Below are 23,496 nucleotides of genomic sequence, written 5' to 3'. Positions count from 1 at the left end.
GTGTCTTTATTTTTTTTCGGTTCCTTTTTTGATTTGTTTCAACATGATACCCACCTCGGCGATGAGCAGGATGGTAAAGAGTGCGGCAAACAACCAGAAGGTGGTCTGTACCGAGGCTACCTCGATTTTCGAGATGGCGGCGAAGGTAGGCATGATGTCCTGGATAACCCACGGTTGGCGGCCCATCTCGGCCACAATCCAGCCGGCTTCGAGGCAGACGTATCCCAGCGGAATGGTGAGTATGGCTACCCACAACATCCATTTGAGGTTATGCAGTTTCTCTTTGTAGGAGAGGATGAGCACGAGGATGAAGAAGAGGATAAAGTAACCGCCCAGGATAATCATGATGTGGAACGAGTAGAAGACAAACGGCACGTGGGGAATGAGCTGTTCGACCGAGTCGACATAGCCGTAGCCGAAGTATTCGTAGTTGGCATCGAGTCGGGCCCGGGCCTCGTTCATGGCTGTGGTGTCGTTGTTTTGCCGGGCCGTGTTGAAGTCGGCCAGAGCGGCGATGGCCAGGCGGCCGCGCTCCATCTTCTCCTGAGCCGAGAGAGCGATAATCTCCTCACCCTTGAGGTTCTTGTCGGGGTAACCGCCGTCGATGATGTCGTTGATACCCGGCACGAAACCGTCGACCTGGCGCGTAGCCAGTATTGAGAGCAGTTTGGGGATAGGTATGTCGAAGAGAAACTCCTTCTCGTTGTTGTTGAACTCCTTGGCCGGATTGAGAATACCGAAGGCGATAAGCTCCTGCCCCTCCTTGCCGTGGTAGACACCCTCCATGGCAGCCAGTTTCATGGGTTGCTTGTCGGCTACCTGATAGGCCGAACCGTCACCGGTGTAGGCTACGACGAGAGCCCCCACCAGACCTACCCAGGCCCCCACGCGGATGCTCTGTTTGGCCAGGAAGTTTTCGCGATTCTTAAGCAGATACCATGCACTCACGCCCACGACGAAGATGCCGCCCAGCACCCAGCCGGCCGATACGGCGTGGAAAAACTTGTTGACAGCTACCGGCGAGAGTACCAGCGCCCAGAAGTCGTCCATGACGTTGCGGGCAGTCTCGGGGTCGAACTTCATGCCCACGGGGTATTGCATCCACGAGTTGGCTACCAGAATCCACAGCGCCGAAATCGAGGCCCCTATGGCGGTGAGCCAGGTCGAAGCCAGGTGGAACCGTTTGCTCACTTTGTTCCAGCCGAAGAACATGACGGCGATGAAGGTCGCCTCCATGAAGAAGGCCATGATGCCCTCGATGGCGAGCGGCGCCCCGAAAATGTCGCCCACGAACCAGCTGTAATTGGACCAGTTGGTACCGAACTGGAACTCGAGAATGATACCGGTTGCCACCCCGATGGCGAAGTTGACGCCGAAGAGGGTCATCCAGTATTTGGTAATGGTTTTCCATCGTTCGTCGCCGGTACGGTAGTAGATGGTTTCCATGATACTGACGATTATGCCCAACCCCAGCGTGAGGGGGACAAACAGCCAGTGATAAATAGCGGTGAGTGCAAATTGTGCCCTCGACCAGTCTACGAGCGTGAAAAGATCGTTCATAACTCCTGTGATTGTTGTTGTTGAGAATTATTGGTATTGGTGAGATTTTCGATGACGGCATTGGCCCGCTCCTCGTCGGTATCGAACTCTTTTTGCAAAATGTTGGGGAAAAAGAAGAGCCGCAGGATAAAAAACATGATGAACAGTTTGATAAGAATGATTGCCCAAAGTGTTTTTCCCAAGGTCATCGATCGGAATCCTTCAAGGTAGAATCGCCATACGCGCACTACGAAATTGTCGTTTTTCAAGGTTTGGTTTTCTTCCATAAGTGTATTGTATGTAGATGAAGAAAATTTTCGCAATATTCGGTAAAATTTGTGATTGATACAAATTTATAACCGTTATTTTTTATTACGAATCAATACTTTTTTCACAAGTAACGATTGGGGTGCAGGTTTGGTTTGGAATAATTTCCAAGAAAAAATAGAACAGTATCAATAATTTGTGTTACCTTTGTCACGCATTGGTTTCGAAACCCCGTCCGGGGCGTAGAATGAAAAGGGAATCGGGTGAAAATCCCGAACAGTCCCGCTGCTGTAAGCTCCCGTAGAGGTGCCGAGAATACTTGAAAGCCACTGATTATGACGATTGGGAAGGCCTCGGTTACCGGAGTAAGTCAGAAGACCTGCCATGCTTTTAGTCATTAGCTTTCGGGGGGTAGAGCTTGTGAATCTGCGGAAGGGTGGCCTACACGCGTCCGTCTGTTTACACCGACTTGTATCGAAAGAACCCGCTCCGAGGCTGTTAAAAAATAGTCCGATGGAAAGACTTTGTCGTTGGGTATCGTTTGTGTGTGCGATTGGGGTACTGGCTGCTCTGCCCGTGCGGGTGTGGGCCGATGAGACTTCGTCGACCGACTCGATACAGACCCGGTCGCTGGGCGAGGTAATGGTCACGGCCAACCGGTATAGCGAGGTGATACCCTCACAGAAACTTGCAGGGAAGGAGTTACAGGCTCTCAACAGTTTTTCGGTGGCCGATGCCATACGTTACTTTTCGGGTATTCAGATTAAGGATTACGGTGGAGTGGGCGGTTTGAAGACCGTCAACATCCGCAGCATGGGTACCAACCACATGGGGGTATATTACAACGGTATCCAGTTGGGCAATGCTCAGAACGGCCAAGTGGACCTGGGGAAATTCTCGCTCGAGAACATCGAGGAGATTTCGCTCTACAACGGGCAGAAGAGCGAGATATTCCAGTCGGCCCGTGAGTTCGGCTCGGCCGGTTCCATCTACCTCACCACCCGTCGGCCCAAGTTCAAGCCGGGCGAGAAGTCGCACCTGAAGGCCTCGTTCAAAACGGGGTCGTTCGACTTGGTCAACCCCTCGGTGCTCTTCGAATACAAGCTCAGCGAGAGCGTGAGCATGACCTTCAACAGCGAGTGGACCAACTCGAGCGGTAAGTACAAATTCCGTTACAAGCGGGTTACCCCCTCGGGCGAGGTGGCCTACGACACCACGGCTACCCGGCAAAACGGCGACATCGATGCCGTGCGTTTCGAGGGCGGTCTGCAGGGCTATCTCTCCAACGGTTTTTGGAAAGCCTACGTCTACCATTACAGCTCCGAGCGGGGTATCCCCGGCGCCATCGTCAACAACGTGTGGCGCAACGGCGAGCGGTTGTGGGACCGCAACACCTTCGTGCAAGGCGTCTATCAGCAGGATATTACCCGCAAGTACAGCCTCAAGGTCAATGCCAAGTATGCGTTCGATTATACCCACTATGTGAACAACGACGACAAGCTGATGCGGGTCGACAACCAGTACAAGCAGCGCGAGGTCTACGTGTCGTTGGCCAACAAGTATTCGATACTCCGCAACTGGGACGTGTCGGTGGCCTACGACATGCAGTGGAACGGGCTGTCGGAGTATCTCTCGGCCAGCCGCTACACCCACTGGATTTCGGCCGCCACCGCCTTCTCGCTGGCCGACCGGCTGAAGATGCAGGCCAGCGTGCTGGCTACGCTGGTCGACGAGACGGCCGAAGGGCAGACCAAGGCTCCCAACAAGAGCAAGGTGACACCCGCCGTCTTCCTCTCGTACCAGCCGCTCAAGCGATACAACTGGGTGCTGCGAGCCTTCTACAAGCAGATATACCGCATGCCCACCTTCAACGACCTCTATTACACCGATATGGGCAACTCGGCCCTAAAGCCCGAGAGTGCCACCCAGTACAACGTGGGCTTTACCTATGCCGTGGCACCCAAGACGGGATTCCTCTCGGGATTCCATACCGGTGTGGATGCCTATTACAATCTGGTGAAGGACAAGATTGTCGCCTATCCCAAGGGGCAGCAGTTCCGCTGGACCATGCTCAACCTGGGGAAGGTCGACATCCGGGGCGTCGACGTGCAGGCCACGGCCACCTTCCGGCTGCCGCTCGAAATAGGGCTGATGACCAAGGTGCAGTATACCTATCAGGAGGCCATCGACATCACCAACCCCAGCGACAACTACTACCGCGACCAGATACCCTATATCCCCTGGCACAGCGGCTCGGCCATTCTGGGGCTCACCTACAAGGATTGGGGCCTCAACTACAGCTTTGTCTACGTGGGCGAGCGGTACAACCAGCAGGAGAATATCGAGTATAACTATGTGCAGCCGTGGTACACGAGCGACATATCGCTGGTGAAGTCGTTCAAAATCAAAGCTGTGAATCTGAAAGTGACGGCTGAGGTCAACAACCTGTTCGACCAGGCCTACGACGTAGTGCTCAATTACCCCATGCCGATGCGTAACTATCGGTTTGGCATAGCTATTGAATTATGATGAGAGGCAGAATTTTACATATAATTATCGGGATGATGCTGGCGATGCTGGTATCGATGACCTCGTGCCGGGAGGACGATGTGATTGTCCTCACCGAATACGAGTCGTTGCCGATGCTCGACCGTGAGTCGCCCTTTGCCGGGTTCTATCTGCTCAACGAGGGCAACATGGGGTCGAACAAGTGTACGCTCGACTTTGTCGACTTCGAGCAGGGGCAGTATGCCCGCAACCTCTATGCCGAGCGTAACCCCAATGTAGTCAAGGAGCTGGGCGACGTGGGGAACGACATACAGATTTACGGTTCCAAACTCTATGCCGTCATCAACTGCTCGCACAAGGTCGAGGTGCTCGACGCCCGTACCTGCCAGCGTATCGGCCAGGTCGATATTCCCAACTGCCGGTATGTGGCCTTCGACGGCGGCTACGCCTATGTGTCGTCTTATGTGGGGCCGGTAGGTATCGACCCGAACGCCCAGCTCGGCGCCGTCTTCCAGGTCGATACGGCCACCCTCGAGGTGACGGCCGAGGTGACGGTGGGCTATCAGCCCGACGAGCTGGTGGTGCAGGACGGCCTCATCTATGTGGCCAACTCGGGCGGATACCGCAAGCCCAACTACGACTACACGGTCTCGGTCATCGACATTGCCACGATGACCCAGATACGCAAGATTCCCGTGGGAATCAATCTGCACCGTGTCAGGGCCGACCGCTACGGCAAGCTGTGGGTCTCCTCGCGAGGCGACTACAAGTCGGTGCCTTCGCGCCTCTTCGTGCTGGAGAAAGACAAGCGCACCGGCCGCATGGAGGTGAGCGACACGCTCGATATTCCGTGTAGCGAGATGGAGATTTGCGGCGACTCGCTCTACCTCTACAGCGTGGCCTGGAGCGATATATCGCAGGAGAACCGGGTGACCTACGGTATTGTCGACGTGCGCACCGGCCGGTTGGTATCGGACAACTTCATCACGGACGGTACCGAGACCGATATCGAGATTCCCTACGGGTTGAAGGTAAACCCCGAGAACGGCGACATCTACGTGACCGATGCCAAGAACTATGTGTCGAGCGGAAACCTGCTGTGCTATGGCCGCGACGGGAAGCTCAAGTGGAAGGTGCGTACCGGCGACATACCGGCGCACATGGCTTTTTTGAAGAAAACAAACTAACAGGATATGAAACGGATATTGTACTTTTTGTCGATCGTGTGGCTTGGTTTCCTGGCCGCTTGTCAGTCCGATTCCCCGGCCATGATTTCGCTGGGACTCGACGATACCTATGTGGTGGAACGCATGAAGAGCCTCACGCTTCACCCCGAGTTCAGCGGGGAGCGCTATGAGTGGAAGCTCTCCTACGAATCGACGGCGGTCGACTCGCTCGTGGCCACCACCCGCGACTATACCTTCGTGGCCTACGAGACCGGAACCTACTGGCTGAAGTTGAACATCTACGACTCGGTCAACCCTGTCGAACACCTCATGCAGATTGTGGTCCGCCAGGAGGAGGTAGCTTACAGCCCCTACATCACCCGGGTGCATGAGTATCGCCCGGCTCCGGGGCAGTTTGTCAACGAGCTGCCCGAGTATAGCGAGGGCGACACCGAGGAGTCCATGCGGCAGAAGGCCGAGGATTGCCTCGCCTACAATGCCGGTACTATGGTGACCTTGGGTGGCTATGGCGGCTACATTGTCGTAGGGTTCGACCATACGATTGTCAACCGTCCGGGCGAATATGACTTCAAGGTCCTGGGCAATGCCTTCTACTCCACGGGCAAACCCACTGCCGCATCGGGCGGCAGCAGCGAGCCCGGTATCGTGATGGTATCGGTCGATGTCAACGGCAACGGCCTCCCCGATGACGAGTGGTACGAACTGGCCGGCAGTGAATATCACAAGGAAGAGACGGTGAAAAATTACGGAATCACCTATTACCGCCCCGACGAAAACAAGACTCCGGTGCCCGGTACCGATACCAGCGTGACCGACTCGACCTATGTGCGCTGGACCGACAACCAGGGCGGGACCGGCTACGTGTCGAAGGTCGTTTTCCACAAGCAATCCTATTACCCGCAGTGGCTCTCCGACGAGACGCTCACGTTCGAGGGCACCCGCTTGCCCGACAATGCCATCGACGAGAGCGGCGACGGCTCCTATTATGTGCTCTATGCCTACGACTGGGGGTATGCCGACAACCACCCCAACGACAGCGAAAAGTCCAACTTCAAAATCGACTGGGCGGTCGATGCCGAGGGCAATCCCGTGCATTTGCAGGGCATCGACTTTATCAAGATCTATACCGGTGTCAATCAGTTCAACGGCTGGTTGGGCGAGTGCTCGACCGAGGTGGCCGGAGTGACCGATTTGCACATCGCGGAAAAGTAAGAAAAAGAGAGATAGAATAGTAAGAATAAAATAGCGTATAGTGCGCACCGGTTCGGCCCGTTGAAGGCCGATTAAAAGGGAATCGGGTGTGAGTCCCGAACAGTCCCGCTGCTGTGAACTCCATCGAAAAGGAGCCGAGAGACAAGCCACTGATCCGTGCGATTGGGAAGGCCTCGGCTGCCGGAGTGAGTCAGAAGACCTGCCGTGCGTATTGTCCCGATAGCTTGCGAGGTATGAGCTGTGGCAAAAAACGATTCCGGGCCGGCAGGCCGGAGGCGGTTCTATGGGCAGGGGTAAACCATATCTTGCAAGTATTGAAATGGCAAAAACGATTGTTCAATTTTAATACTTAAAGATTTAACCGAAATGAAAAAGATTTATGTTTTCATGCTTTTGCTGTTTGCGGTGATGCAGTTGCCGGCACAGATACTTGTGCAGGGGCGGCCGCACCCTACCGCCGTGCAGCAGGTATCGCCTCGGGCTATTGCCGATGGAACCTTCACGATGGAAATGATTGAAAACTGGACCGGCGAGGGCGCCAACCGGGCGGCTCTGGCGGTGCAGTGGAATGTCGACGGCGAGGAGAGTGCTCTGGTGTGGGGCTTCCGCTGGGACGGCGAGGCTACCGGCGCCACCATGATTACGGCCATTGCGGCAGCCGACCCGCGGTTTGTCATTGCCTCGGAGTCGGGCACGGCGTTCGGCAGCACGGTCTCGGGCTTAGGCTACGATGTGAACAAGAGCGGCGATTTTGCCATCGTCAAGGATGGTGAGGTGCGGCAGGCCAACGAGTTGGGATTGATACCCATGTCGGGCTACTCCTACGACGGGTGGAGCTGTACCGACCCCGAGGACTATTGGCAGTCGGGGTGGTATCAGGGCTACTGGTCGTACTGGACGAAGTCGGCCGATAGCGATTCGTGGTATTACAGCAACATGGGAATCTCGGGCCGTAAGCTCACCGACGGGTGTTGGGACGGTTGGAATTTCTCGGCCGGCATGCAGTCGTATGACTGGAAACCGCTGGCCGCTGCCGCCAAGAACGGGCTCACCGAACCCTCGATAAAGAGTCAGCCCGAGAGCCTGGTGGTGTCGCCGGGCGAGCCGGCTGCTTTTGTGCCGGTATTCCGGGGCGACAGCCTCACCTATCAGTGGTATAAGGACAAGGTCGCCATCGAAGGGGCCGTGAAGGCTGTCTACTCGATAGCGTCGGCTACGACGGCCGATGCCGGCAGCTACTATTGTGTGGCCGGAAACCGGCTGGGCTCGGTATCGACCGACCCGGTCACTCTCACCGTGGGCGAAAAGGCCGTGGTGGCCATTCCGGGCGAGGCTCCCCACACGGCAGTTATCATGTATGACGACTCGTATGCAACCTTTTCGGGCTCCTTGACCATACCCGCCACGGTCGAGCTCGATGGCCAATCCTGTACGGTGACCGCCATCGGCGACATGGCTTTCATGGGGTGTACCAAACTGACTTCGATAGAGCTCCCCGCCACGGTGCAGACGATAGGCGAGGGGACTTTCTACGGCTGTACGGGGCTGACCGCCGTGGAGCTGCCCGAGTCGGCCGCCACGATTGGTGCCGAAGCCTTCGGCGGTTGTACGGCACTGACTACGCTCACGACAAACGAAAATCTCAAGACTCTGGGACGTTCGGCCTTTGCCGGCTGTACGGCTTTGACCGCCGTAGCGTTGCCCGACGGTCTGACTACCATAGAGGCTCTGGCCTTCAACGGCTGTGTCAAACTGGCTTCGGCCTCGCTGGGCCATTCGCTCACGCAGGTAGGCGATTCGGCCTTTTACGGCTGCTCGGCTCTGGCTGCGGTGGAGCTTCCGGCTACGGTGACACGGGTGGGCGATTATGCCTGTTACGGTTGCAGTGCCTTGCAGAGCCTGACCCTGTCCGGGCAATCGGCTTTGCGCGAAATCGGGAAATATGCCTTTGCCGAGACGGCCATCGCCTCGGTGTCGCTGCCCGACGGGGTGACCTCGCTGGGTAGCCATGCCTTCAGCAAGTGCGCTTCGCTCACGACCGTATCGTTGGGCAACGGCCTCACGACTGTCGGCGACTATGCCTTTGCCGACTGCAAGAAGCTGACGTCGCTCACGCTGGGCAACCGGCTCACCGCCATCGGCGACCGCGCTTTCGACAGTGCCGGCCTCACCTCGCTGGTATTGCCCGCTACGGTGCAGACGATAGGGGAGTGGAGTTTCTTCAACTGTCCGCTCACGACCCTTACCCTCAACGACGGGTTGCAGTCGATTGGCAGCCGTGCCTTCTATGGAGCGGCGATACAGACCCTCGATATTCCCAACAGTGTCACCATGCTGGGCACCTATGCCTTCAGCAACTGCAAGAAGCTGGAGACCCTCACCGTGGGGAACGGCATCACCAAGATTGGCGACTATGCCTTCAACTCCTGTACGATGCTGTCGCAGATTGCCTGCCCCTCGGTGACCGAGATAGGGGCCAGTGCCTTCAAAGGGTGTTCGGCGTTGAAGTCGTTGCCCTTGAGCGACCGGATTGTGACGCTGGGAGCCTCGGCCTTCTCGGGCTGTACGGGCATTACCGAGTTGACGGTGCCCAACAGCATCACCTCGATAGGTTCCTACGCCTTTGAAAAGTGTACGGCATTGACCTCGGCCACGCTCGGCACGGGCATTGCTGCGGTACCCGACTATGCCTTTAGCGGCTGTACGGCTCTGGAATCGGTGGTATTGCCCGCCAACATTACGGCGATAGGAAAATATGCCTTCCAGAACAGCGGCCTCAGCCAACTGCCCCTGACCGAGCAGATTGTCGAAATAAGGGAGTATGCCTTCAAGGGGTGTGCGAAGTTGACCGAGGTCGATATTCCCGACCGGGTGACCATGTTGGGCGGCTATGTGTTCAGAGAGTGTACCGGCCTGCGTACGGCACGCATCGGCGGTGGGGTAACTTCAGTTCCCGACTATGCCTTCTACGGCTGTACGGTGCTCGACTCGGTGGTGCTCTCCGACCGGATTGTCGAGATTGCCGACTACGCCTTCTACAACTGCCGCGGGTTGAAACGTCTGCCCGATGCTCCCGGAGTGACCACCTTCGGCCGCTCGGCCTTCTACGGTTGCACGGGGCTGGAATCGGCTCAATTTTCCGATAAGGTGACCACGCTGGGTTCGGCCCTCTTCTCGGGCTGTACTTCGCTCACCTCGATTGTGGTGCCCGACGGGGTAACTTCGTTGGGAGCCTCGGCCTTCTACGGTTGTTCGGCCCTGCAGTCGGCCGAGCTGGGTACCGGCGTGAAGGCGCTCGAATCGAACCTCTTCAGAAACAATACCTCGCTCACCCGGGTGGTGGTAAACGGCGCCATCGCTTCGGTAGCAAACTATACCTTTGGCGGCTGTTCGGCCCTCGAGAGCCTCTACATCAACAGCGCGCTCCCCTCGGGGGCCAGCTCGAACACCTTCGACAAGGTGCCCGAGAGCTGTAAAATCTATGTGCCGGCCGAGTCGTGCGGCGATTATGCCGAGGCCAACTACTGGAAGGCGTTCGACATACAGCCCTGGCTCACCCAACTCTCCATCGTATCGACTGCTCCCGAGATGACGCTCGACGGTGGCGAGTTGCTCGAAATCGACGGAAAGACAACCACCTTTGCCATCACCTTCAATCGCAGCCTCGTGGAGGCCGATGCCGTTACGGTCCGCCTGAAACAGGGCGATACCGAGCTTGCCGGGCAGACCTTCTCGCTCTCGAGCGAAGGGGCCGTGCTTACGCTCGTGCGTGAGGGCGAGGAGCTCCCGGCCGGCGACTATACGCTGGTGCTGACCACCTCGACGGCGACGCTCCGAATCTCCTTCCGGGTGGCTACTCCCACCGGCATCGAGGGTGTCGGGGCCGACAAGGTGGTGCTGACACGCGAATACTATTCGGTCGACGGCAAGCGGTTGCCCGCTCCCGTGCCGGGTATCAATCTGGTGAAGGTCGTGTATGACGACCATTCGGTAGAGGTTTTGAAAGTGTTTGTAAATACCGATCTCAGACGCTGAGCGAACGAGGTCATGGCATAGAGGGCGACCTCCCGGGGCTCGGCTCCGGGAGGCTCCCCTCAAAAAAAGAGATAGAAGAGATGAAACGCTATGTACTCCTTTTGACCGCCTGGGCGAGCAGCCTGTTTGCGCTCGTCGGGGCCTATCCGCTGGCCGATATTGCCAGTTGGACCGGCGAGGGCGATACCGAGGTGGCGCTGGTGATTGCCTGGAACGACGGACGGTCGCCCGAGGCGCTGGCCTGGGGCTATCGGGGTACCGTCGAGACTACCGTCATTGCTATGCTCAACGAGGTGGTGAAGGCCGACCCGCGGCTCTTTTCGCTCACTCGCCGTCAAGGCGGATATACGGTCGACGGCCTCGGCTTCGACCTGAACGGCGAGAATACCGTCGCGCTCGTTGTGGGCGGCAATACCACCTATCCCAAATACCAGACGTCGGGTCTCTTCACCTCGACTCCCGGCAACTACAACCGCTGGACCTGTACCGATGAGGAGGACCACTGGAATTCGCCTTCGGAGGCCGAGCCCGGGGTGTGGCGCTGTCTCGAACAACAGCCCGACGGCACTACGGTCGAGGCCGATGTAAATGCCACCCGTCTGCAAGCCGGCGCTACCTATCTGTTTCTCTACGAGAAGGCCGACGGCAGTCGCCCCGACTATACCGGGGCCGTGGCGGTGGAGCCCTACGAACAGGCCCCCGTCGATTACACGCAGGGCCTCTTTCTGGTCAATGAGGATTGGTATGGCTGGGACAACGGTACGGTCAACTTCCTCACGTCCGACGGACGTTGGGTCTATCGGGCTTTCCGGCGGGAGAATCCCGGCGAAACGCTGGGGGTGACCACACAGTATGGCGCCATCTATGGCGGGCGCTTCTTTTTCGTCTCGAAGCAGGCCAACAATACGGCCGGCACTTCGACCGGAGGCCGTCTGGTGGTGGCCGATGCCCTCACCCTGAAGAGGGTGGCCGCCTTCGACGAGATAGGGGGCGACGGGCGCTCCTTTGTGGGTGTGGATGAACACACGGCCTACATAGGGACCTCGTCGGGTATCACCCGCCTCGATCTGGAGTCGATGAGTCTGGGCGAAACGATAGCCGGGACCGGTGGCGAGGGCGGCCTCTATGCCGGACAAATCGGTGCCATGGTGCGGGCCGGCAGCTATGTGTTTGCCGCCAAGCAGTCGGTGGGGGTGCTGGTAATCGATGCCGCTACCCACACGTTGCACGCCACAATCGACCTGCCTACCATCTCGACCCTGACGCTGGGACGCGACGGTGGCGTGTGGGCCGCCGATGCCACGTCGCTCGTGCGCATCGATGTGGCTACACTCGAGACCCGAAGCCGCCTCTTGCCCGACGATTGCCGGGTATCCAGCACCTGGGGCGCGTGGAATGCGGGCAGTTTGTGTGCGGCATATCGAAATAATTTTCTTTATTTTGCAAACGAAAAAGGAAACCAAATTGCACGTTATCATATTCCGACCGACGAATTGGATGCCGACTTCTTCACCCTGCCCGACCAGGACAAGGCCTATGTGCAGCAGTTCCAGGGTGCCGGCCTGCGGGTAGACCCGCGAAACGACCGCCTGATTGTGACGGCGACCCAGAGCGGATACCTGTCGCACTACATGAACAACTGGGTGCATGTGGTCGACGGCCTTTCGGGCGAGCTGCTCGGTACGATAGAGCTCGAGCCCTACTACTGGTTCCCGGCCCTGCCGGTATTTCCCGACAACGAGGCGCCAGTCATCGCTCTTCCCGACCGGCTGTCGATAGGCCGTGAGCCGGTAAAAATCTCGTTGCTCGAAGCAGTGACCGATGCCGACAATCTGTCGGCCTCCATTGTGTCGGCCGTCGAGGTCGAGGATTCCTCGGTTGCTACGGCCCGCATCTCGGGCTATGACCTCACGGTGAGCGGCGTGAGCATAGGGGATACCCGCTTGACCCTCACGGTCAACTCGAACGGGAAAAAGGCGACCCGCACCGTCGATGTGCAGGTGACCGAGGCGAGCGGTATCGACGAGGCGATGTGTACTGCCGTCGAGGCCTGGCCCAACCCGGTGCACGACCGGCTTACGATTGTAGCCGTCGACGGTTCGGTATTCGGGCTGGTCGACCTGCGGGGCATACCCGTTTGCCGGGGTGTCGTCTCGGGTGGAAAAGCGGCCGTCGACCTGTCGTCCATTGCGCCGGGCATCTATGTGCTGACCGTCCAAAATGGCGGTAGCGTGAAAAATATGCGAATTGTAAAACGATAGTTATCAACCAATTAAATCATATAGCAATGAAGAAAGTTTTACTTGCGTTGGCTGTTCTTTTGAGCGGCATGGCTTCGGCCGAAAACATTGTGTTGGATTTGTCTACCCCCAATGAACCTATTAATTATGACAAAGATGGCTTGTGGACCGAGGTCTTTAATGGTGAAGCCAAGGTGAAATCCCAAGAGTTTACGTTTGCACACAGGTCGCCCTTTCCCCAGTATTCTTGTGGATTCTTTGCCAGTAAGATGACCACCATTTTAGCTTCGGCCGATTATGACGACCAATATGGGTGTATGGCCAAAGGGGGAGTAGCCGGTGAAGGTACTCCCTATCTGGGCGCATATTGGGAAACCAGTAATGAAACCGAAGACTGGAAATCGTGTGAAGTAAAGATTTCGTCTCCTCATTATGCCGTAGGTTGCTATGTGTGCAACAGTCCCTATTCCTATTATGTAATGAAAAACGGGAATAATTATGCCGCTAAATTTGAACAAGGTTCCTGGTTCAAGTTGGTAGCTCATGGCCTTGACGGGAATAGAGACGAAATAGGAACGGTTGAATATTATCTGGCCGATTACTGTTCGGAAAACTCCGACGAGTGGAAACTCAACGACTCGTGGGAATGGGTCGACCTGAGCTCACTAGGCAAGGTGTCTTCGATTTATTTCACGATGGAGTCGAGCGATACGGGCGAATGGGGCATGAATACACCCGGCTATTTCTGTCTCGATAAACTCACGGTGTCGACCGAACCTTCGTCGGTCGAAGAGCCTACGGTAGCTGCCGTTAAAGCCTACTACAATCGCGCCGATGGTGCCGTGCGCATAGAGTCAGCCGAGCCGGTTATGGCTGCTGTATACAACATGAACGGTGCTTTGGTGCTGAATCAGCATGTAGAGGGTACGGCTGCAATCGACATGAGCGCTTGTCCTTCGGGCGTATATGTAGTGCGCTGTGGCGATTATAGCGTGAAGATTGTAAAATAAATTTTATAGCAAGTGTATGATAATTTATTAGTTAAGTCCCTACTGCCATAGGGTATGGCGCCTCCGGCGAAGTGATTCGACGGAGGCGTTTCTTTTTTTTGATAGTCGTAATAGCTTGTATAATAGATGTATGGCTGCGCTTCTCAGGCCAAAAGTATTCGAGAAATCATTTTTTTTCATTTCTCCAGTAGGGGGAAAACAGACTCGGTGCGTTATCCTATCGAATCGCCTTCCACCAGAGTGGAGACAGAGGCGGACGAAATGAAATAATCCATTAAAATGAATTTGTAAATGAGAAGAATATTACTTGCTTTAATTGTAACTGTTATCTGGCCGATTACCGGGGCAAAGATTCCAACACCTGGACTTTGAATAAATCGTGGGAGTGGGTCGATTTGAGCCCGCTGGGAAGAGTCGCTTCGCTTTACTTCACGATGGAGTCGAGCCGCCCAGGCGAGCGTGGACCCAAGACCCCGACCTACTTTTGCCTCGACCGTCTTACGGTTCTGACTGCGCCCTCGTCGGTCGAAGAGGCTGTGGCTCCTGCCGTCAAAGCCTATTACGACCGTGCGGCCGGGGTAGTGCGGGTAGAGTCCGATCGTCGGGTCGACGCCACACTTTACAGCCTGAGCGGAACTCCGGTTGTGACTCAGCCGATAGATGGTACTGCAACTATCGATATGACAGCCTATCCTTCGGGTGTTTACGTAATACGCTGTGGCGAGTACAGAGTGAAGATTGTAAAATGACTTCTATAAAAAGTGATGATGATTATTGTTAGCTAAGTCTCTACTGCTACAGTGAATGGTGCCTCCGGCGAAGTGATTCGACGGGGGTGCTCCCTTTTAAAGGGGCAGGCCTTCCCGGGGATTGAGCAGGAGCAGGATTTGTGCGATGATATGCTGTTTCCATTGAGGCAGAAACCGGGCATACTCCTCGGGATTGTCGTGGAAAAAGAGCTTTTTCGAAAGGTTGCGGCTGAGGAACGGGAAGGTAATCTGGCTGTAAAAAGTCATAAAGAGGAACTGCATCGGTACCTTTTCGAGATGGTTCTTGTCAATCTCCTGCTTGAGCAGCTCGCCGATGTGGCTCAGGTACTGGTCGAACTTCAGGATGTAGAAGGTATCGATGAGGTGATTGACGTCGCGGTGAATCTCGCCGACGATAAATTTGGGTAGCGAGGGGTTGGCCGTGAAGATGTCGAAATAGATGTCGATAATCTCTTCCAGTTTCTTTTCGAATGGTTTGTCTTGCGAAAAAATGGCATCGATATGGGGCAGGAAATTGCTCACAATCGAGGCAAAGACCGCCTGGAACATTTTGTCTTTTGTCCTGAAGTAGTAGTGCAGCGTGGGGCGGTTTATTCCCACGACGGCCGCGATGTCGCTCATCGAGGTTTGCTCGAATCCTTTTTCGATAAACTCCTGTTTGGCCGCTTCGATAATGCGGGTTTCTATATTTTCGGTTGCTCCGCTTTTGGGGACGGTATGTGTCGGTTGGGTTTTCATGGTTGTTAGGCTCTTAAGTGGTGGGTGAAAAGCAACAATCGGTTGGTTACATTCACGCTGCTTACACCGCTGTCAAAATCCAAAGATAATAAATTTAATTCAGGATAGAGCATGCGCAGTCTCTTTTCGATGCCTTTCGATACAATGTGGTTGGCAATGCAGCCGAAAGGTTGTAGCGAAATGACATTGTGAATGCCCTGTTTCGTAAACTCGATGATCTCGGCCGGGAGCAGCCACCCCTCGCCGAACTGGGCGGCACCCGATACTACGCCTCGGGTGTTTGCAGCCTCTTCGTAGATGTCGCTGAAGGGGACGAAGTAGCGGAACTCCGAGCCCGTGCGGTTGAACTGCGCTATCCGTTTGTCGATGAGCCGATAGGCCATCCGGGAGAGGAAGTGGGGGATGTGCTGCTTCGACAGGTACATCGACTCCTTGTTGTCCCGGTTGACGAATCCCTGCATGAAGAAGGGCAACAGCAGCGGCGGGGCAACCTCGATGCCCTGTTCGGTAAGGACGCGGACCACGTGCTGGTGGGCAAAGGAGTTGAACTTCAGGAAAATCTCGCCCACTACGCCTACGCGGGGGCACGTTTTGTCGAGGCAGATGCCGTTGAAATCCCGGGCGGCCCGGGCTGCATATTCGACCAGCAGAGACGGCGTGTTGTCGAGGATAGGCTTCTCGGCCATGGCCAGATATTGGTCGCGCAGACGGGCTGCGGCTCCCGGCTCCCGTTCCCGTACGACCGAGGCGTGGTAGAACTTGGAGATGGTATCGGTGTAGAGCAGGGCATTGAGGGCTACCGACAGTATCTTGCCCCACTTCAGTTCGAATCCCTCTTGTTCGTTTACGGCCTTTCGTCCCAGCCCCAGCGTGACGACCGGCACATGGCCGAACCCGGCATCGAGCATGGCCCGCTTGATAAGGGCCAGGTAGTTGGTGGCGCGGCACTGTCCGCCGGTTTGGGTGATGGCTACGGCCGTGTGGTCGAGGTCGTATCGCCCCGATTCCAGTGCCTTGATGATGTCGCCCACGATGAGGGTGGCCGGGTAGCAAACCTCGTTGTTGGCATATTTCAATCCCGTCTCGGCCGAAGCGGCATCGCTCGGAGGCAGCACTTCGACGTCGTATCCCGACAGTTTGAAAAGCGGTACCAGCATGGGTGTGATGTACTCCGACATGAAGGGGGCGATGATTTTTCGACGGCGGTCGCTCTTGTGGAATACCTGGGTCGTGCGGAATGCTTCGGTCGTGACGGGGCGATTGTTTTGTCGCAGGCTCTCGACCAGCGAGCGTACCCGCAGTTTCAGGGAGCCTATGTTGTTCACGTCGTCGATTTTCAACAGGGTGAATGGCTTGCCGTTGCGGTGCAGGATGTCGCGGATTTCGTCGAGCAGGAACGCGTCGGGGCCGCAGCCGAAGGAGGTCATCTGCACGAAGTGAATATCGTTACCTTGTCGGGCCACCCATTCGGCGGCCTTCAAGATGCGGTTCATGTAGGCCCACTGTTTGACGAGGTAGGTGTCGTGGGTATCGATTCCGTCATCTCCCCGCACGATGTCGTCGGAGATGACATTCACCCCCAGGTTGGCAATCATCTCGGAGAGTTTGTGCTGTACGAGCGGGTCGGTGTGGTAGGGGCGCCCGGCCAGTAGAATGACAGGTTCGCCCTTCTGCCGGCTCTCCCGTACGATGGCTTCGGCCTTTTGTCGGATGTCGATGTTGTATTGTCGCTGGGCTTGCCAGGCCTGCTTCACCGCTTCGCGGGCCTGTTCGTGCGGGATACCCAGTGTAGCCAGGTAGCGGGTGCACTGCTTGGTGAGCAGGTCGATGTCGGCAAAGGTGATAGCCGGCGAGTCGACCGGTATGTCGGGCGACATGGCACTGCGTATCACGTCGGAATATCCGGCTACGATGGGGCAGGTATAGCTGTTCGACATCTTTTCGTCGCTCTCGTGTTCGTAGACAACATAAGGGAGGAATATGCGGTCGACCTTCTTTTGTACGAGATTCTGGATGTGGCTGTGCACCAGTTTGGCCGGGAAACAGATGTTGTCGGACATGACCGTGTGCAGTGCCTTTTCGTAGCTGACGAAAGTCGACAGGTCGGAGAGCACGACCCGGATGCCGCAACGGGTGAAGAGGGCGTGCCAGAAGGGATAGTTCTCGTAGAGATTGAGTACCCGGGGAATCCCCACGACCGGCGAGCCCTGTTCGGGAGTCGCCCGGTCGAAAAGCAACCGGTACTTGTAGGGGTAGATGTTCTGGCCGGGATTTTCGCTTTCGCCCCGGTTGGTGAATATCCGTTCGCATTTGTTTCCCGAGTAGAAGGTGTTGCCGTTGGGGAAGGTGTAGCGGCATACGAAGCAACGGTTTTCGCAACCGCCGCACTGAATCTGACGACTGGTGTAGCCGGTCGAGGCAAGCAGCGAGTCGAGTGTGCGGGGTGCCGACTGCCGTTCCAGCGCCTGAAGGGCACAACCATAGGCCCCCATCAGTTCGGGGTGGTTGCTTCGGGCTACCTGTCGGCCGGTTTCCAGTTCGAAGGCCCGCACGATAGCGTCGTTGTGCATGGTGCCTCCCTGCACGACAAGGGTATCGCCCAGCTCTTTGCTGTGCTTCAGTTTCAGTACCTTGTAGAGGCAGTTTTTTACGACCGAGTAGGAGAGGCCTGCGGCAATGTCGGCAATGGTGGCCCCTTCGCGCAGTACCTGTTTGATTTTCGAATTCATAAATACCGTGCAGCGGGTCCCCAAATCGCAAGGTCGCGAGGCGGTGCAGGCGGCTTGGGCAAAGTCGGAAACCTTGTAGCCGAGCGTGCGGGCGAAGGTCTCGATGAACGAACCGCATCCCGACGAACAGGCTTCGTTCAGCTCCATGCGGATGATGGCTCCTTGCTTGACAAAGATGGCCTTCATGTCTTGCCCGCCGATGTCGAGGATAAAACTTACCTCGGGCTCCATCTGCCGGGCAGCCTTGTAGTGGGCCATGGTCTCGATCATGCTCCCGTCGAGGGCAAAGGCCGCCTTGATAAGCTCTTCGCCATAGCCGGTTGAGCACGAGCCGATGATGTCGAGTCGGGTCTGCCGGTCGTCGCACTGTTTCTTCAGTTCGGCGAGTCCCTGGCGAACCGCCTCGATGGGGTTGCCCAGATTGGGGGCGTAGTGGGTGAAGAGGATAGCTCCGTCGGGGGCCACGGCTACAATCTTTGTCGTGGTAGAGCCCGAATCGATGCCGAGTACTGCCTGCTGGTGTCCCGGTGCAAGCGGCCGTGAGGGCCAGTTGTAGCGGGCCTTCTCGGCTTGCCATCGCTCATACTCTTGAGCCGAAGCAAAGAGGGGAGGCAAAGAGGCCTGGCGGGGTGTGTCGTTGTGCCGGGCGATGGCTTGTGACAGGCGCGAAAGCGAGGTGACTTGGTTCTCATCGGCACACAAGGCGCATCCCAGAGCGGGCAGCAAGTTGCCTCCGGCCGGGAGGATGAAGTCGCTCTCGGCAATTTGCAGGTAGTCGGCAAAGGCCTTGCGCAGGGCCGGGATAAAGGTGAGTGGGCCGCCACACAACAGGATGGGCGGGCGGAAGGTCCATCCCCGCGACAGTGTGACAATCGTCTGCACGGCTACGGCATGGAAAATTGAGGCGGCAATGTCGGCGAGAGGGACGTTGCGACTGACCAGGTTTTGGATGTCGGTTTTCGAAAATACACCGCATCGGGCAGCGATGGGATGGATGTGATCGGCCTGCAGGGCCAGTTCGTTCAATCGCTCGATGCTCACGCCCAACAATACAGCCATTTGGTCTATGAAGGCTCCCGTGCCGCCGGCACAGTTCCCGTTCATGCGCAGGTCGATATTCTCGCCTTGAAAGAGGACTACCTTGGCATCCTCTCCACCGATGTCGATCAAGGCCGAGGCTTCGGGGTATCTTTCCTGAGCGTACCGGGTGGCGGCTACCACCTCCTGTACAAACCCGGCCTGCAACTGTTCGGCCGTGCCCATACCTACCGAGCCGGTGACGGCGATGGCCGTAGTCACGTCGCCCAGTTGCTCGCGGGCTTCGCGAAAGTAGGTTTCGAGCAATCGGTTTACTTGAGCGTTGTGCCGTTCGTAGCGCGAGAATACTACCTGTCCGTGGTTGTCGAGAATCACCATCTTGGCGGTCGTAGAGCCAACGTCTAACCCTGTTCTGTAATAGTTGGTCGCTTGCATGAGTCGATGATTTGAAGTCAAAAAAATAATTTGTCTTATATGTCTGACTATACTGTCAGACGCAAATGTAGAGATTATTCTTTGACCTTGGAACTCTTGTTAAATTTTTTTGGCTTTTCGGGTAGGACGCGGCTCTTTCTTCATTTGTTCGGATTTTCTGTTCGAAGATTCTGATTTAACACAATTTGGTTATAACTCCTCTTGAATTAACACAATTGATGCACTATTTCCTATATATTTGCGGCAGGTTACTAACAGAAAATAAAAGAGAAAGTCATGATTTATGTCTTGTTCATAGTCATTGCGTTGGTGAGCTTCGCCGTACAGCGTACGTTGCAGAGCAAATTCGAACGCTATTCGCAAGTGCCTATTCCCTATGGACTTACCGGTCGCGATATTGCCATGCGTATGTTGCAGGAGAATGGCATCAATAATGTCACGGTGACACAGATCGACGGTCGCCTGACCGACCACTACAACCCTACGACCCACACGGTCAACCTCAGCCGCGAGGTCTACTACGGCAACAGCGTGGCTGCTGCGGCTGTAGCTGCTCACGAGTGTGGCCATGCGGTACAGCATGCCCGAGCCTATTCGTTCCTGACATTGCGCTCGGCTCTGGTTCCGTTTGTCAGCTTTGCTTCGAACTGGGTACAATGGATTTTGCTGATTGGTATCTTCACCATACAGGTGATGCCTCAGATTATGCTTGTAGGTATCATTTTGTTTGCTGCCACTACGTTGTTCAGTTTCATTACGTTGCCGGTCGAAATCAATGCCAGTCAGCGGGCTTTGGCGTGGTTGAATCAGGCCGGTGTGACCGATGCCACGACTCACGACAAGGCACAAGATGCCCTCAAGTGGGCCGCCTACACCTATGTAGTAGCTGCTCTGGGATCGTTGGCTACGCTGGTGTACTACATTCTCATTTTTGTGGGAGGTCGTCGCGACGAGTAAGGAACGATACCATACCGTTTGAGCCGATAGATGTACAAGCCGTTGCTCCGTGTGGGCAGCGGCTTTTTTTTAAAAGATATAAAAGTAAAAGCTTTTTTGGTAAATATGAGCAATTTGCCTACTTTTGCGATAGTTTTTGTTTAAGGTCTAATTTTTTTGAATGGAATCGTTGGCAAAGTGCTTCGGGTGAAGTCTGCCGGCGAGACGGGTCGTTGATCGACCCGATAGAACGTATGAAGAAATATTGGTATAAGATTGTGTGGATAGCGTGTGCTATCCTATGTACTCAATTTGTCAATGCACAGCGCGTAGCGCTTAAGAGTAATGTAATCGACTGGGCCACACTGTCGCCCAACCTGGCACTGGAGATGCGGCTCAACAGCCGGCTGACCCTCGATATTAGTGCCACGGCCAATCCATTTACGTTTTCCGTTGCCGACGTAAAGGCCACACATGCCCGATTGCAACCCGAGTTGCGCTATTGGTTCAACCGTCCCATGGCCCGCCATTTCGTGGGCCTTAGCTTTCTGGGCGGGTTGTACAACATGAACATCAGACAACATCTGTATCAGGGCGATATATGGGGCGCCGGGCTGTCGTATGGCTATGCGTTCGTATTGAGTAGGCACTGGAACCTCGAGGCTACGCTCGGTGTGGGTATGGCCCGGTTGCGGGCGTTCGATTATCGCGAAGGCGAGGAGAAACCCGCTACGCCCAACTTGCGCAAATGGTCGCCGATTCCCATTCGGCTGGGCCTTTCGTTTTCCTATATATTCAAGTGATAATAATTTGTGACTATGCTGATAAATAGATTACGCTCCTGCTGGGTGGCAGGCGCTTTGATTGGGGCTGCACTGCTGCCGCTGTGGGCTCGCGACATCAATGTGCGGGGAACGGTCACCAATATCGAGGGTGAGCCGCTCTACCGGGTGAGCATCTTCAACGCCGCTACCAACAAGCTGGTGGGGGCTACCAATGAGGATGGCAAGTATTTGGTGAAAATCGATTCGGAGGGCGATTTGCTCTTCTCGTCGCTGGGATATGAAGAGAAACAAGTAGCCGTGCGTGGCGAACTGACCATCGATGTCGAACTCGAACCTTCGGCCGTGGCGCTGAACGAGGTGGTGGTCTCGGCCAAACGCATCGTCGACAAGGTGGTGCCCGAGCCTACCGATATCGAGGTGAAGGGCAACTACTTCCACGTGAAGACCCGGGTGAAGATTCCCCGCGAACTCTTCACGACCGATGCCCGCATGATTATACAACCGGGTATCTACAATGTCTCTCGCGGGCAGATGGTCTTTCTCAAACCGGTAGTTTTCGACGGCAAGGAGTATGCCATCACGCAAGAGCGCATGTACGACTACGACACCCGGCAAGACCCCTTGTCGCAATATGTGCAGATAAAAACTACCTCGTCGCGCAAGGACGATTGGGTGGGCTACAACGACTCGACCTATGTCGAGAACCCCAACGACGACTTCCGTTGCGACATGATGGTGGCGATGGAGAACTACAACCGGGTGCTCTACCGCGATACCTTTGTGATTGCCCGCGGCGTGGTCAACCCGCTGCGGTTCCTCGAGTACGACATTCCCGGCAGTGCGGTGAAGAACGAGCGCTTTTTTCCGCAACCCGAGATGCAGTTGCGCGATACCCGGGGCGATGTGAATCTGACTTTCCGGGTCAACCAGAGCCGGCTCAACCTCGACGACGGCAACAACCGCGAGGAGATGCAACGGCTGGTAGCCCGCCTGCGCGAGGTCGAGAACGACCCCAATGCCCGGCTGAAGAGCTTCTCCATTGCGGGAACGGCTTCGCCCGACGGTAGTTACGAAAAGAACCTGAAGTTGGCCGGGCAGCGTATGTCGTCGGCCATGGATTGGGTGTTGAAAGAGCTGAACGAGTCGACTCGTCGGCAACTCGATATAAGTACCGATGCCGCGGTAGAGCCCTGGAGCCGGGTGGTCGAACTGCTTCGGGACGACGGCAAGAACCAGGAGGCCGACGCCATACAGGCCATTATCGACCAATACCCCGACAATCCCAACCGGCAGTGGCGCAAGGTGGTGTCGCTGCCCTTCTATCGTCCGCTCATTACGGGCACCTATTTGCCGCAGTTGCGTCGGGTCAGCTACGAACTGCTCTTCTCGCAGTATCGCTACCTCACCGACGAAGAGATAAGGACTCTGTATCGGACCAACAGTGCCGAGCTCACCCGCAACGAGTTCTGGCGGTTGTACAACCAGGCCGGTTCGGCCGACGAGCGCGAGGCGATATGCCGGCGGGCTCTCGAGGTCTATCCGAAGTTCCTGGTAGCTGCCACCGACCTGGCAGCCCTCCTTATCGAGAAGGGTAAGCCCGATGCCGAGTTGCTCGTCCCCTATCTGAGTTTGCCCGATTTGCCCGATGAAACCCGGCTCAACCAGGTAGTCGCCTGGATGGCGGTCGGCAAGTTCGGTCAGGCCGATTCGTTGGCCGCCGATTTGCCCGATACCGGGGTCTATCACAAGGCTAGGGTGTATGCGGCGGCTTTGAACGGCAGGTACAGCGAGGTGATACAGGAGGTTTCGGCCGATTCGCCCTTCAACGAAGTGTTGATGTTGCTGGCCATCAAAGCCAACGACCAGGCCTGGGAGAAGGCCAAGCTGTTGGGTAACTCGGCCCGCGAGAACTACATCAAGGCCGTTGCGGCCAATCGTGTCGACGAAGTGGTGCTCGCACTCTCGTATCTGGAAAGTGCGTTCAAGAAAGACCCGTCGCTGCGCGATGTGGCCAGCATCGATGGCGATGTGCTGGAATTGTTGCAACAACATGATGATGAGGAGTAA

The 23,496-nt window shown here is 56.1% G+C and carries 14 protein-coding genes and 2 riboswitches; of the genes, 10 read left to right on the top strand and 4 right to left on the bottom strand.

The features are described 5' to 3' along the window. Window positions 1-6: 6 nt before the first annotated feature. Both B5F38_RS08035 and B5F38_RS08030 read right to left on the bottom strand, forming a co-directional pair. Complete coding sequence (locus B5F38_RS08035; protein ID WP_087408773.1) at window positions 7-1,560, bottom strand: cytochrome ubiquinol oxidase subunit I; 1,554 nt, start codon at window positions 1,558-1,560, stop codon at window positions 7-9. Continuing rightward, the gene (locus tag B5F38_RS08030; RefSeq protein ID WP_087408772.1) at window positions 1,557-1,826 is read right to left on the bottom strand and encodes a DUF4492 domain-containing protein; all 270 of its coding nucleotides are present in this window, start codon (window positions 1,824-1,826) and stop codon (window positions 1,557-1,559) included. The genes B5F38_RS08035 and B5F38_RS08030 overlap by 4 nt, the downstream gene beginning before the upstream one ends. 181 nt (window positions 1,827-2,007) lie before the next feature. Next, window positions 2,008-2,208: riboswitch (cobalamin riboswitch) on the top strand. A 111-nt stretch (window positions 2,209-2,319) separates the two neighbouring features. Between B5F38_RS08030 and B5F38_RS08025 the strand changes: the two genes are divergently transcribed. The 7 genes from B5F38_RS08025 to B5F38_RS07995 all read left to right on the top strand — a co-directional run bounded on the left by B5F38_RS08025 (window position 2,320) and on the right by B5F38_RS07995 (window position 14,747). Next, window positions 2,320-4,335: a TonB-dependent receptor gene (locus B5F38_RS08025; protein ID WP_087881022.1), complete on the top strand. Its 2,016-nt coding sequence runs from the start codon at window positions 2,320-2,322 to the stop codon at window positions 4,333-4,335. Continuing rightward, window positions 4,335-5,501: a DUF5074 domain-containing protein gene (locus B5F38_RS08020; protein WP_206422487.1), complete on the top strand. Its 1,167-nt coding sequence runs from the start codon at window positions 4,335-4,337 to the stop codon at window positions 5,499-5,501. The genes B5F38_RS08025 and B5F38_RS08020 overlap by 1 nt, the downstream gene beginning before the upstream one ends. 6 nt (window positions 5,502-5,507) lie before the next feature. Then, on the top strand, window positions 5,508-6,713 hold the full coding sequence (locus tag B5F38_RS08015; RefSeq protein WP_087408770.1) for a cell surface protein: 1,206 nt from the start codon (window positions 5,508-5,510) through the stop codon (window positions 6,711-6,713). A 31-nt stretch (window positions 6,714-6,744) separates the two neighbouring features. Next, window positions 6,745-6,935, top strand: a riboswitch (cobalamin riboswitch). A gap of 144 nt (window positions 6,936-7,079) precedes the next feature. Further along, window positions 7,080-10,748, top strand: coding sequence for a leucine-rich repeat protein (locus B5F38_RS08010; protein ID WP_087408769.1), 3,669 nt, complete (start codon window positions 7,080-7,082; stop codon window positions 10,746-10,748). An 80-nt stretch (window positions 10,749-10,828) separates the two neighbouring features. Continuing rightward, the gene (locus B5F38_RS08005) at window positions 10,829-13,009 is read left to right on the top strand and encodes a DUF5074 domain-containing protein (RefSeq protein WP_087408768.1); all 2,181 of its coding nucleotides are present in this window, start codon (window positions 10,829-10,831) and stop codon (window positions 13,007-13,009) included. Between the two features lie 26 nt (window positions 13,010-13,035). Beyond that, window positions 13,036-13,998: a DUF4465 domain-containing protein gene (locus B5F38_RS08000; protein WP_087408767.1), complete on the top strand. Its 963-nt coding sequence runs from the start codon at window positions 13,036-13,038 to the stop codon at window positions 13,996-13,998. 302 nt (window positions 13,999-14,300) lie between these two features. Then, the gene (locus tag B5F38_RS07995) at window positions 14,301-14,747 is read left to right on the top strand and encodes a DUF4465 domain-containing protein (protein WP_087408766.1); all 447 of its coding nucleotides are present in this window, start codon (window positions 14,301-14,303) and stop codon (window positions 14,745-14,747) included. A gap of 96 nt (window positions 14,748-14,843) precedes the next feature. Here B5F38_RS07995 and B5F38_RS07990 read toward each other — a convergent pair whose 3' ends face one another. Together B5F38_RS07990 and B5F38_RS07985 are read right to left on the bottom strand one after the other, a co-directional pair. Further along, entirely contained in the window at window positions 14,844-15,506 is a 663-nt protein-coding gene (locus B5F38_RS07990; RefSeq protein ID WP_087408765.1) for a TetR/AcrR family transcriptional regulator, read from the bottom strand. A gap of 5 nt (window positions 15,507-15,511) precedes the next feature. Then, a complete protein-coding gene (locus tag B5F38_RS07985) occupies window positions 15,512-19,708 on the bottom strand; it encodes an acyl-CoA dehydratase activase-related protein (RefSeq protein ID WP_087408764.1) in 4,197 nt (1,398 codons plus the stop codon). A gap of 276 nt (window positions 19,709-19,984) precedes the next feature. On the opposite strand from B5F38_RS07985, the gene B5F38_RS07980 reads away from it, so the two are divergent. The 3 genes from B5F38_RS07980 to B5F38_RS07970 all read left to right on the top strand — a co-directional run bounded on the left by B5F38_RS07980 (window position 19,985) and on the right by B5F38_RS07970 (window position 23,496). After that, a complete protein-coding gene (locus tag B5F38_RS07980; protein ID WP_087408763.1) occupies window positions 19,985-20,665 on the top strand; it encodes a zinc metallopeptidase in 681 nt (226 codons plus the stop codon). Between the two features lie 233 nt (window positions 20,666-20,898). After that, on the top strand, window positions 20,899-21,447 hold the full coding sequence (locus B5F38_RS07975; protein WP_143240939.1) for a DUF3575 domain-containing protein: 549 nt from the start codon (window positions 20,899-20,901) through the stop codon (window positions 21,445-21,447). A gap of 15 nt (window positions 21,448-21,462) precedes the next feature. Further along, window positions 21,463-23,496, top strand: coding sequence for a carboxypeptidase-like regulatory domain-containing protein (locus B5F38_RS07970; RefSeq protein ID WP_087408761.1), 2,034 nt, complete (start codon window positions 21,463-21,465; stop codon window positions 23,494-23,496).

This window comes from Barnesiella sp. An22, from assembly GCF_002159975.1.
GTDB lineage: Bacteria > Bacteroidota > Bacteroidia > Bacteroidales > Barnesiellaceae > Barnesiella > Barnesiella merdigallinarum.
The sequence above is the reverse complement of the archived record's forward strand: the minus strand, read 5'-3'. Positions and strand labels throughout refer to the sequence as shown.